The 12,554-nt window shown below is 48.0% G+C and carries 11 protein-coding genes; all 11 read right to left on the reverse strand.

Translation table 11 applies throughout. The features are described 5' to 3' along the window. Positions 1–6: 6 nt before the first annotated feature. Positions 7–1,587, reverse strand: coding sequence for a flagellar basal-body MS-ring/collar protein FliF (gene fliF / locus ABEW73_RS10145; RefSeq protein ID WP_430164889.1), 1,581 nt, complete (start codon positions 1,585–1,587; stop codon positions 7–9). A 34-nt stretch (positions 1,588–1,621) separates the two neighbouring features. Further along, positions 1,622–1,930 (reverse strand): flagellar hook-basal body complex protein FliE, encoded by a 309-nt coding sequence (gene fliE, locus ABEW73_RS10150; protein WP_076324995.1) that lies wholly within the window; start codon positions 1,928–1,930, stop codon positions 1,622–1,624. 42 nt (positions 1,931–1,972) lie between these two features. Further along, positions 1,973–2,422 (reverse strand): flagellar basal body rod protein FlgC, encoded by a 450-nt coding sequence (gene flgC, locus ABEW73_RS10155; protein WP_430134498.1) that lies wholly within the window; start codon positions 2,420–2,422, stop codon positions 1,973–1,975. Between the two features lie 5 nt (positions 2,423–2,427). Next, positions 2,428–2,835, reverse strand: coding sequence for a flagellar basal body rod protein FlgB (gene flgB, locus ABEW73_RS10160; protein ID WP_076324997.1), 408 nt, complete (start codon positions 2,833–2,835; stop codon positions 2,428–2,430). Positions 2,836–3,292: 457 nt separating this feature from the next. Next, a complete protein-coding gene (gene hslU / locus ABEW73_RS10165) occupies positions 3,293–4,699 on the reverse strand; it encodes an ATP-dependent protease ATPase subunit HslU (RefSeq protein ID WP_076324998.1) in 1,407 nt (468 codons plus the stop codon). Between the two features lie 49 nt (positions 4,700–4,748). Further along, entirely contained in the window at positions 4,749–5,291 is a 543-nt protein-coding gene (hslV, locus tag ABEW73_RS10170) for an ATP-dependent protease subunit HslV (protein WP_430164891.1), read from the reverse strand. Positions 5,292–5,320: 29 nt separating this feature from the next. Further along, positions 5,321–6,655: an FADH(2)-oxidizing methylenetetrahydrofolate--tRNA-(uracil(54)-C(5))-methyltransferase TrmFO gene (gene trmFO, locus ABEW73_RS10175; protein WP_430164893.1), complete on the reverse strand. Its 1,335-nt coding sequence runs from the start codon at positions 6,653–6,655 to the stop codon at positions 5,321–5,323. Positions 6,656–6,670: 15 nt separating this feature from the next. Continuing rightward, the gene (topA, locus tag ABEW73_RS10180; RefSeq protein ID WP_076325000.1) at positions 6,671–8,770 is read right to left on the reverse strand and encodes a type I DNA topoisomerase; all 2,100 of its coding nucleotides are present in this window, start codon (positions 8,768–8,770) and stop codon (positions 6,671–6,673) included. Positions 8,771–8,806: 36 nt separating this feature from the next. Further along, the gene (dprA, locus tag ABEW73_RS10185) at positions 8,807–9,982 is read right to left on the reverse strand and encodes a DNA-processing protein DprA (RefSeq protein WP_430164896.1); all 1,176 of its coding nucleotides are present in this window, start codon (positions 9,980–9,982) and stop codon (positions 8,807–8,809) included. A 130-nt stretch (positions 9,983–10,112) separates the two neighbouring features. After that, positions 10,113–11,042, reverse strand: coding sequence for a succinate--CoA ligase subunit alpha (gene sucD / locus ABEW73_RS10190; RefSeq protein ID WP_071220478.1), 930 nt, complete (start codon positions 11,040–11,042; stop codon positions 10,113–10,115). A 96-nt stretch (positions 11,043–11,138) separates the two neighbouring features. Next, positions 11,139–12,299: an ADP-forming succinate--CoA ligase subunit beta gene (gene sucC, locus ABEW73_RS10195; protein WP_006211339.1), complete on the reverse strand. Its 1,161-nt coding sequence runs from the start codon at positions 12,297–12,299 to the stop codon at positions 11,139–11,141. Between the last annotated feature and the right edge of the window lie 255 nt (positions 12,300–12,554).

Raw genomic sequence — 12,554 nt, forward strand, 5'->3', positions numbered from 1 at the left:
CCACCTCTATTCCTCAGCTAGCCATGTGCGAAGTAAATTCACGAATTCATCTGGCTTCTTCTTCGCCAAGGTTTCGAGCTGCTTACGAACCTGGCTTTCATTGGTTATACTTTCGAGATTAATCGATGGGAATTCCGTAACTGGCGGAAGCTGAATGTCATCTTCAAACTCTTCCTGCTGCTGTCTGCGTCTGCGGATTATGAAATAGGCTCCTCCAGCAATTAACGCCAATGCAGCGATGCCAATCCCCCATAATACAGGCTTTGAAAAAACGGTTTTCGGATTTTCATCCGCATTTACATTAAATACCTGTGAAATAACTGAAACTTTTTTGGACAAATCAGCGTCTGTATAAGTAGAGCCTGTATCCGAGAGCGAGGCTCGTACGATATTAACCAGAATGTTCTGTATTGCCGTTCTTGTTGCGTCATCCAAAGTTTGTTGTCCGGCAGGTGGTTCAACCGAGACATTAATGGTTAAATCTTTAACAGTATATGGACTTGCTATGATATCCTTCGTAATCCGGTTAACTTCATAGTTAACGGTTTTGGAGAGCTCTTCCGAGTTCGTTTCCCCACTTCCAGAATCGCTTGGATATCCCGGAACAGCTTCTTGGCCTACACCGGCGACTCCGCCGGTTGGACTACTGGTTCCAGAATAGTTCTTCTGGATCTCCTGAACGCTGAGCTCAATCCCCTTCATTTCTTCTTCATCAACAGGGGTTACGATGTTTTCTTTGCTCTGCACTTGATCAAAGTTCAGTTTGGATGCGACCAGTACATTGACTTTATTCGACCCCATGTATTGGGAGAGAAACTGTTGAACATTTTGCCTAACGTCGCTTTCGAATTTTTTCTGAAGCGCGAAGTTTTCTTCCACCTTACCCATCAATCCACCTTGACCGCCTTTAGCTGTTGCGAGCAGCTCGACTTCGTCATTGGTGATAGTAATGTTCTCGACCGGTAAGTTCGGAATGGCTGTCTTCACCAGGTTGTAATACCCGTCAATGACTTCTTGATTAGGACGATAGCCCGGTTTGAATTGCACAACTACGGAAGCACTGGCTTTATCTTCGTTTCCGTTCTTGGCAAATACACTTTCTTTTGGCAGATTTAATAATACCGTTGCATCTTGGACGCCCTGCATTTTCTCAAGCAGTCGTTCTACTTCGCCATTCAGTGCATTTACATATTTCACTTCGAATTCGTTATCAGTCATCCCGATGGCTGATGCGTTCTTCTCGAAGGTTTCGAATCCGATCGTACCATTCTGTACAAGTCCTTGAGACCCTACATCAATCTGGACTTTAGCTGCGCTCGTACTTGGAACCAGGATGCTTCTGCCATCCTCGCTCAGCTTGTAGGAAATCCCTTGGGTCTCCAGGTGGCTGATGATTCCTGCGGCGTCGCTGGAATTTAGATCCCGGAATGCTACTTCGTACTTCGTTTTAGAGAACTGCATCGTTAGTACGATTAGAGCAATCAAAACAAATGCTATTGTAGCGATTAACATTATTTTTTGTTTGTTGCTGAATTGGTTCCAATACTGGGTCATTCTCTCCCGATATTGGGTAATTCTCTCGTTCACATTGTCACCCCATCCGAAACTTTGCTAGAAACATTTAGATTTGCGTGCGCATGATCTCTTGATAGGCTTCTACCACTTTGTTTCGGACCTGCGTTGTGAGCTGAATGCTCAACAGAGCCTGTTGGGCGGATATCATCGCCTGATCTACGTTTACTTGTCCAATCATTAATTTATCGCTCATGACATGAGCGTTTTGTTCCTGTGCTGCCACAGAGTTCAGTGCTTCATTCAGGTAAGAGCCAAAATCGCGAATCGATTCGGAAGGAGTCGCTCCATTTTTCACTTGCTCCTGCAGTTGAAGCGGCTGTACGCCCTGAACACTGAACATTGCATTTTGAATCATCTCTCTCTCCTCCTACAATATGGGCTTATGTATTTCCACTTGTTATCTACCGATCTCCAATGCCTTCATAATCATCGCTTTCGAAGCATTTATCGCAGTAACGTTAGCTTCGTAAGAACGGGTAGCTGCTAGCATATCCACCATTTCCTTCGTAATGTCCACGTTAGGCATAAAGACATAGCCTGCCGCATTCGCATCAGGATGTGTAGGGTTATATACCTGTTTCAGCGGGGTTTGATCTTCCCGTACCTGGGCAACCTTTACCCCTTGTCCCACATTCTGTCCATTCATCTGTGCTCTAAGAAGCCCTTCAAACGATTCCTGCTGCGGCTGGAACACAACCGTTTTTCGACGATACGGAACGGCTTGGCCATTCTCGATTCGTGCGCGTGTAGTTTCCGCATTGGCTATGTTGGAGGAGATGACATCCATTCGAAGCCGTTGTGCTGTTAGAGCTGATGCATTAATACCGAAGCTATTGCTAATATTCATGAACCCTATCTCCCTTCAATAGCTGTACGCATCATTCGAATCTGCTCATTTACAGCTTGTATGTATGAATTATAACGGAGCTGATTCTCTGCAAGCAGCGACATTTCTCTGTCTGCATCGACATTATTCTGGTTGTTATTCATGGAGCTGCTGCCATCCTTCATAACCGAAGCATCAGGAATCCCCCCGGTTGGACCAATGACAAAATGTCTGGGATCTGTTCTTCTGCCCTGAAGTGACAATTGGGCCCCATCCATTTCTTTTTTCAAAAGACTCTCAAAGGATACCTCGGATCTCTTAAAATGAGGAGTATCCACGTTGGCGATGTTGTTTGCAATCACATTGTTCCTGAGATTTGCTGCATCCAAACCGCTTTGAAGCCGTTGAAAAGAACTATTATTCAACAGATTCACTAGCTCATTCCTCCTGACTGGACTTTGCAGAAAGGTATTCCACTCTTCCTAGCTAAATCCTCTTTTTTCGACAAATCATATAATCCGTATGAACTAACCTAGGTCTTAAGTAGAAAAAGACAACATGATGTCACATAAACTAAGTTTCTTAAAGATTGGGACTTTTTACAATAAGAAAAAAGCCCTATCTTTTACCAAAAAGAAGGGCTTTGTGTTCATTTTTATCCGGTTTTTTTCTATATTATTGCAAATCGTACCACTAAATCTGTAAAATTTAAGCGATTTTTCCCGAAGGGTAGGTCCTGCTACGACCCATAAAATTCACAAAAAATTACGAAATCCGTCCCGATCCCTTCCAACATGCGAAAGCGCTTCGACAACTTGCTGGTAGGGTCATGATGAATATCGACAATTATTTCCTTTCGCACACCCGGAAGATAGACCTATATGCATGCAACTACAGAATATACTGGCTCAGATCCCGGTCCTGGGCGATGCCGGCAAGTTTCTCCCGGACATACTGCGGCGTGATCACCATGCGGTCCAGCGTCAACTCAGGCGCTTCAAACGACAAGTCTTCGAGGAGCTTCTCCAATATCGTATGAAGTCTCCGCGCGCCTATATTCTCCGTGTTCTGGTTAACCGAAGCCGCGATTTGGGCGATCTCCCGTATAGCTTCTGGGGAAAACTCAACCTCAAGATCTTCAGTACGCAGCAGATTGACGTATTGCTTGGTTAGTGCATTTTTCGGCTCGGTCAAAATGGATACAAAATCGTCGAGTGACAAGCTGCTAAGCTCCACCCGAATCGGAAAACGCCCCTGAAGCTCGGGAATCAAATCCGATGGCTTCGCAATATGAAAAGCACCAGCGGCGATGAAGAGGACAAAGTCCGTTTTTACCGGCCCGTATTTCGTCATAATCGTGGAGCCTTCCACGATCGGCAAAATATCACGCTGCACACCTTCTCTGGACACATCTGGACCTGATTGACGGCCCTGGCTGGCAACCTTGTCGATCTCGTCGATAAAGATAATGCCGGACTGCTCTGCCCGACGAATGGACTCCTGAATGACATCATCCATATCGATAAGCTTGCCTGCTTCCTCTTGCGTCAGCACTTTCCTGGCTTCCTTGACGGACAGCTTGCGGCGCTTTGTACGCTTTGGCATCAGATTACCGAACATTTCCTGCATGTTCATCCCCATCTGATCATTGCCCTGCCCCGCAAACATATCAAACATGTTTGGAGCAGCATCCTCGACATCAATCTCAATCGTTTCGTCTTCAAGCTTGCCGGATAACAGGTTAAAGCGCACCTGTCTCCGTTTCTCTTTGAGACTAACGTCCTTATCGTCCGCATCCTCATCTTCGGCCTGGGTATCATTATTAGCACCGCCAAACAGCATTTCAAAGGGATTGCGCTGGCTCTTCTGCCCTTTGGTTGAAGGCGCCAACAGCTGAACGATCCGCTCGTTCGCCATTTCCTCGGCTTTGTCCTTTACCTTCTCGGTACGCTCCAGCTTCACCATCCGGATCGCGGTTTCCACAAGATCACGTACCATGGATTCCACATCACGGCCGACATAACCAACCTCGGTAAACTTTGTCGCCTCGACCTTGACGAACGGTGCATGGACCAGCTTGGCAAGCCTTCTTGCAATCTCCGTTTTGCCGACCCCGGTAGGACCGATCATCAGAATGTTCTTCGGCACGATTTCATCCCGCTCGTCATCGGTAAGCAAACTCCGGCGATAGCGGTTCCGAAGGGCTACAGCGACCGATTTTTTAGCGTCCTTCTGGCCTACGATGTATTTATCCAGCTCGGATACAATCTGTCTTGGCGTCATCGATTCTTTACTCATCGCGAATACCTCCACCCCTGATATGGCTATATGTTACTGTATGGCATCCTTACAGCTCTTCGACAATAATGTTGCTGTTGGTATAGACACACACCTCAGAAGCGATCTGAAGCGCCTCTCTGGCTATATCTTTCGCTTCCATGTGTCCGGCATGTCGCTTAAGCGCCCGGCCTGCCGACAAGGCAAAATTGCCGCCTGACCCTATGGCCAGCACATCATCATCTGGCTCGATGATTTCGCCGCCACCTGAAATTAGGAGCATTCCTGTTTTATCCATAACAATCATCAAAGCCTCAAGTTTGCGAAGCACACGGTCTTGACGCCAGTCCTTCGCGAGCTCAACAGCGGCACGCTGCAGGTTTCCATGGTGCTCTTCCAGCTTGCCTTCGAACTTCTCAAATAACGTGATTGCATCCGCCACAGAACCGGCAAAACCGGCGACAACTTGTCCCCGGTAAAGACGGCGCACTTTCTTGGCGGTCTGCTTCATGACTACACTTTCACCAAATGTAACTTGGCCATCGCCGGCAATAGCAGCTGTGCCATTATGCCGTACTGCGCAAATCGTCGTGGCGTGAAAAGTCATTTTCATGATGGCAAGACCTCCCTAAGAAAATAAGATTAGATTGTATTTAGTTCGTTAGCATTAATAAATATTCGTACTCCGTCAAGAGCTCGGCTGGCAAGCGCTTCGTTCTTTTCCTTTTTGTTGCGAATGCGCTTCTCGAGACTCGGAAGAAGACCGAAGTTCGCATTCATCGGCTGGAAGTTATCGGGATCTGCATGGGTGATGTAGTAGGCCATACTCCCGATCGTTGATTCCTGAGGGAATACGATCCCCTCCTGCCCCTGAGCTGCTTTTGCTGCATTGATTCCAGCAATCAATCCGGATGCCGCCGATTCAACATATCCTTCAACACCCGTCATTTGTCCCGCCAGATACAGATTAGGCCGTGTTTTCACCTGATAGGTTTGTTCCAGCAGTCTAGGCGAATTGACAAACGTATTGCGGTGCATGACGCCGTAACGCACAATTTCGGCGTTCTCGAGTCCCGGAATCATGGAAATGATCCGCTTCTGTTCGCCCCACTTCAAATGAGTTTGGAAACCGACAAGGTTGTAGAGGGTACCTGCCGCATTATCCTGACGGAGCTGCACCACAGCGTGCGGCAGCTTGCCTGTATGCGGGTTCACCAATCCAACAGGTTTCATGGGGCCAAACAAGGCGGTTTGTTTACCACGCTTCATCATAATCTCGATCGGCATGCAGCCTTCGAAATAAATTTCCTTTTCAAACTCTTTCAATTGAGCGACTTCGGCATTGATAAGAGCGTCATAGAAAGCGTCAAACTCTTCTTCCGTCATGGGACAATTCAGATATGCCGCTTCGCCTTTATCGTAACGAGATGCCAGATAAACCTTGCTCATATCAATGGAATCCTTTTCCACTATCGGAGCAGCCGCGTCGTAAAAATAGAAATAGTCCTCACCCATCAGCTCACGAATCTGTGATGATAATGCGGGCGAAGTCAGAGGCCCTGTGGCAATAACAACGATGCCTTCTTCAGGTATATGCTGAATTTCTTCATTTACAACCTCAATTAAAGGATGTTGATGCAGAGTTTCCGTAATTTCTCCCGAAAAACCGTCACGGTCAACGGCCAATGCGCCGCCAGCCGGGACGGAATTGCGGTCTGCCGAACCGATGACAAGCGAGTTCAGCATCCGCATTTCTTCCTTCAATACCCCGACTGCGTTGGTTAAACCATTCGCGCGAAGTGAATTACTGCATACAAGCTCAGCGAACTTGTCCGTATGATGAGCCGGCGTCTTCACGACCGGCCGCATCTCATATAATGTAACGGGTACGCCGCGGCTAGCGATCTGCCAAGCAGCTTCACTGCCTGCAAGCCCTGCACCGATAACCGTAACTCTCTGTGAATCTGTCAACGTCATTACCCCCTGTATGCCTTACAAATCTGCTGCATCGTCCTGTTCCTCGACCATTTCGGAATAATCACAAGAAGTACATTGAAGCTTGATGCCTTGCTTGCTTTTCTTCTCTACCATCAAACTGCTGCAATTCGGACACGGCTTCGTTGACGGTTTATCCCATGATACAAAGTCACATTCGGGATAACGATCACACCCAAAGAAGACGCGCCCCTTCTTGCTCCGGCGTTCCACGACATGGCCTTCCTTGCATTTCGGGCAGGCTACGCCGATATCTTTTACGATCGGCTTGGTATTCCGGCAATCCGGGAAGCCAGAGCATGCAAGAAACTTGCCAAACCTGCCCAGCTTATATACCAATGGCTTACCGCATTTTTCGCAGATTTCATCGGAAACCTCATCTTCGATTTCGATTTCCTTCATTTCTTCCTCTGCTACTTCAAGGCGCTTTTCAAAGGATTCATAGAACTCTGCCAATACCTTGACCCAATCTTCGGAGCCCTCCTCCACATGGTCGAGGTCCTCTTCCATGTTCGCCGTAAACTCCACATTGAGAATTTCCGGGAAGAACTGCTCCATCTGTTCGATGACAAGTTCACCGAGCTCGGTTGGCATGAATTTTTTCTCTTCGATGGCAACGTAGCCTCTCTTCTGGATCGTCTCCAGCGTCGGTGCATACGTACTAGGACGCCCTATACCGAGCTCCTCCAGCGTTCGGACAAGACGTGCTTCCGTATAACGCGGAGGCGGCTGCGTGAAGTGCTGCTTCGGCTCAATATCCTGCTTCTCCAGAATGTCGCCACTATGAAGCTCTGGCAGGTATTTATCTTCCTCTGTCGTCCCGTCGTCGTTGCCTTCAACGTAGACCTTCATGAATCCAGGGAAACGAACCTTCGAACCCGTTGCGCGGAAAACGGTCTTGCCCGCGGTAATATCCACAGAAAGCGTATCCAGCACAGCAGAAGACATCTGACTTGCCACAAAACGCTCCCAAACCAGTTTATACAGGCGAAGCTGATCACGACTCATGAACGGCTTCACGGATTCAGGATCCCGCAACACCGATGTAGGTCGAATCGCCTCATGCGCGTCCTGAGCGTTGGCCGCTTTTTTCGAGTATTGTCTCGGGCTCTCTGGAACGAACGGATCACCATACTTCTCGGTGATGTATTCTTTCGCTTCTTCTTGAGCCGTGCCTGAAATGCGCGTGGAATCCGTACGCATATAGGTAATCAAACCGACGGTGCCTTCCTTGCCAAGCTCGACGCCCTCGTACAGCTGTTGGGCAACGGACATGGTCTTGGCAGCCCGGAAACCAAGTTTACGTGCAGCTTCCTGCTGCAAGGAACTCGTCGTAAACGGTGGAGACGGGTGGCGCTGACGTTCGCGCTCTTTTACTTCGCCGACTTGGAAGGAAGCATCCCGAATCGCTTCGAGAATTTCATTGACTTCCTGTTCATTGGTCAGCTCCTTCTTCGCGCCGTTAAGCTGCGTGAATTTGGCTTCGAATGCGGATCCTTTAATGGCCAGCTTGGCCGTAATGGTCCAATATTCTTCCGGAACGAAAGCGCTTATCTCATTCTCACGGTCGAGAATGATTTTGACGGCTACCGATTGAACGCGGCCGGCAGAGAGTCCCTTTTTCACTTTCTTCCATAGAATAGGGCTGATCTTATAACCAACCAGACGGTCAAGGATACGTCTTGCCTGCTGCGCGTTAACCAAATCCATGTTAATTTTTCGCGGCGTCTTGAAGGCGTCCTTCACGGCCGTTTTCGTTATTTCATTAAATACAACCCGCAGGCTTTGAGTATCATCCAGCTCCAATGCATGCGCAAGATGCCATGCAATGGCTTCCCCTTCGCGATCGGGGTCAGCTGCGAGGTACACTTTTTTCACCTTTTTGCTAGCATCCTTAAGTTCCTTTAAGACAGAACCTTTTCCGCGGATCGTAATGTATTTCGGATTGAAGTCGTTTTCCACTTCAACCCCGATCTGGCTCTTCGGCAAATCGCGAACATGACCCATCGAAGCCTTCACGATATACTTGCTGCCGAGATATTTGCCGATCGTTTTCGCCTTAGCAGGCGACTCTACGATGACGAGTGAATCCGCCACAGGTTCATCCTCCTCTCCAACATTCAAACTTTCCCATTAAATGATCTTATATATAGCACCGGGTAATTGGGTAATCTGCTTTTTTATGATTAAAGATAACAGAACTGAATGCAAATGTCCAAAATCCCACCGGGTTCGCTCGATCATCTCATCCAGCGACCCGGGACCCTGTTCGAGCATATGGTATATTTGTCGTTCGTCATTTGTCAACCCGGCTAATTCATCCGGATGCTCCTGACGAGGGGCCCGCCGCTCCTTATTGTATGTATCCGAAGCCACTTTTGGCAACCAGGAATCATATTCTTCTATTATATCACTAGCTTGCGTGACCATCTTGGCCCCTTGCTTGATCAAATCCAAGGTTCCTCTGCTCTTGGGTGAAGTAAGTGGTCCCGGAATGGAGAACACGTCCCTTCCCGCCTCCAGGGCTAAATCCGCCGTAATCAACGATCCGCTGCGAGCATCCGCCTCTACCACCACGGTACCTAGCGTGAGCCCCGCAATAATCCGGTTTCGCTGCGGGAAGAATCCCGGGAGCGCCTTAGTGCCAGGCGGATATTCGGAAATGATAAGTCCCTTAGCCGCGATTTCTTCATACAGCGATCGGTTCTCCGGTGGATATATAACGTCAATGCCGGCTCCGAGAACCGCAACTGTCGGTCCCCCACTTCGCAAAGCCGTATCGTGGACAACGCTATCAATGCCTCTGGCCATGCCGCTCACAACCATGAACCCTGCTCGTGCTAACTCCTCGGATAGCATCGTTGCAATCTTGCGCCCATATGCAGTAGGCATTCTTGTACCTACCATCGCAATCCCTGGCCTCGACAGCAGATGAGAATCGCCTATGCAATACAACACCCAGGGTGCCTGTGGCGAAGATTTTAACATGTCCGGGTAGATATCATCGAGGGCTGTTATAATACGTATTTTTGAACGGTTTGTCAAATTCCATACCCCGGCTTCATGTTGTCGAAACCCGTCATCATCCGCAATCGAAAGATCAATCTGCTTTCTTTCGACAACGGAAGAAAAGTCTTTGGCCAGTTTATTCGCTTTTTCGACAGATAGGCCACAGGCTCTCCAATCATTCGCATCATATGACAGCAGCCCCTGATGCAGTTCACCGTTCAATATGATACGGTTAATGGTCTTCCATCCGATACCTTCGCTTTCATGCAATGCGATCAGCAGTAAGCTATCCAGCTTCATAATGGGACCTCCTTAAAATATAAAATCAAAAGCAAAAAAGCAACCCTTCATTTCCTGTTTAGGAAATAAAAGGTTGCCTACCTTAAATTATAACCATAGGCTTAGCCTAGGATTGCATAAGAATCTAGTACTAGTGAGTCGTGCAAGACTCCAAAAGACCCTTCTCCTCAAGGACGCTAACCAAGGTTGAGCCCATTTCAGCAGGTGTAGGAGCTACCTTGATACCGCAAGCTTCAAGTACAGAGATTTTCTCCTTGGCTGTTCCTTTACCGCCGGAAATAATCGCGCCTGCGTGGCCCATACGTTTTCCTGGAGGCGCCGTTGCGCCGCCAATGAAGCCTACCACCGGTTTAGTCATGTTCGCTTTGATCCATTCAGCCGCTTCTTCCTCTGCTGTACCGCCGATCTCACCGATCATAATAACCGCTTTGGTGTTAGGATCTTCATTAAAGAGTCTCAATACATCGATAAACTCCGTCCCTTTAACCGGGTCGCCGCCAATCCCTACGGCGGAGGATTGTCCGATGCCGCGAGCTGTCAGCTGATGAACGGCTTCATATGTCAGGGTACCACTGCGCGATACAACGCCGACATGTCCTGGCGTATGGATGTAACCAGGCATGATGCCGATTTTGCATTCACCCGGTGTAATGACACCAGGACAGTTAGGACCGATCAGACGAGTTTTCTTGCCTTCCATATAGCGGGATACTTTTACCATGTCCAGCACCGGAATGCCTTCCGTAATACAGATAACCAGATCCATCTCAGCATCAACGGCTTCCAGAATGGAATCAGCTGCAAAAGCCGGAGGCACATAAATTACACTAGCGGTTGCGCCTGTTTTGGCTTTGGCTTCCTCAACGGTGTTGTAAACCGGCAATTTGACGGTTTCGCCGTTCTCAAGCGTAATTTCGACTTCGGTTCCACCTTTGCCAGGTGAAGTTCCCCCGACCATCTGTGTACCGTAATCCAGGGCGCCTTTTGCATGGAAAAGGGCTGTTTTACCTGTAATCCCTTGCGTGATAACTTTTGTATTTTTATCGATCAAAATACTCACGATTGATTCACATCCCCTATTGTTATTTGAAAATGAAAGCAACCGCACGGCAGGGCTAAGAAGCCCATCGTGCCATGCCCCTTCAGGAATGAAATATTACTGAACGAGGGAGACGATCTTCTGTGCTCCGTCGGCCATGGAATCAGCAGGTACGATATTAAGACCGGACTCAGCCAGAATCTGCTTGCCGAGGTCTACGTTCGTTCCTTCCAAGCGTACAACAAGCGGACGAGTTAAGCCCAGCTGTTTTGCAGCTTCGACAACACCGGTAGCGATAACGTCGCAGCGCATAATACCACCGAAAATGTTGACAAAAATCCCTTTTACTTGAGGATCGGACAAAATAATCTTGAAGGCTTCCGTTACCTTCTCTGTTGTTGCACCGCCCCCAACATCAAGGAAGTTAGCAGGGTCGCCGCCATAATACTTGATAATGTCCATCGTAGCCATGGCAAGACCTGCGCCGTTAACCATACAGCCGATGTTGCCATCGAGAGCTATGTAACTCAAATCGTATTTGGATGCTTCGATTTCCTTCTCATCTTCTTCGTCCAGGTCGCGCAGCTCAAGGATGTCTTTATGACGGAACAACGCATTGGAATCGAAATTGAGTTTGGCATCGAGAGCCATGACGTTTCCGTCACCGGTTACGACTAGCGGATTGATTTCAGCGATAGAGCAATCCTTTTCTACAAATGCCTTATACAAGGCCAGCATGAACTGAACGGCTTTCCCTACCAGTTCATTCGGAATATTAATGGAATACGCTAATTTCCGCGCTTGGAAAGTTTGAAGTCCGATCGCTGGATCTACGACCTCTTTGAAAATCTTCTCAGGAGTTGCTGCTGCAACCTCTTCGATCTCGGTACCACCTTCTTCGGACGCCATCAAAACGACACGACCGGTAGCACGGTCAACGACCACACCGATATAATACTCTTTGCGAATATCGCAGCCCTCTTCAATGAGGAGACGCTTGACTTCCTTGCCTTCCGGACCTGTTTGGTGAGTCACCAACACCTTGCCCAGAATTTCTTCAGCATAAGCACGAACCTCGTCCAGGTTCTTCGCCACTTTAACGCCGCCAGCTTTACCCCGACCGCCTGCGTGGATCTGTGCTTTGACAACGGTTACGGGACTGCCCAAAGATTGTGCAGCTTCAACTGCCTCTTCTACCGTAAACGCCACCTTGCCGTTCGGAACAGCTACTCCATATTGCTTCAGTACTTGTTTTCCTTGATATTCATGGATATTCATTCTCGAATCCTCCTATCAACATGACTGGAACAAGGCTGGCTAACACGGAACCAATCTATGAAAGATTACCCTGTCAACCTTTATATATTAAACCCAAGCTATTGTAACATGTTTTTAAAACGCTTACCTTAAAAAGTTCACAGTTTATCCACTCGATTTGGCATGGGTATGATTCCTTCCAGATATAAATTGGAGAAATATGTAAAATTTATTTGTTTTTTCGTGCAAAGCGTATCAATCCGATAACCCCCAATA

The organism is Paenibacillus lautus (assembly GCF_050482385.1).
Classification (GTDB): Bacteria; Bacillota; Bacilli; order Paenibacillales; family Paenibacillaceae; genus Paenibacillus_AQ; species Paenibacillus_AQ lautus_B.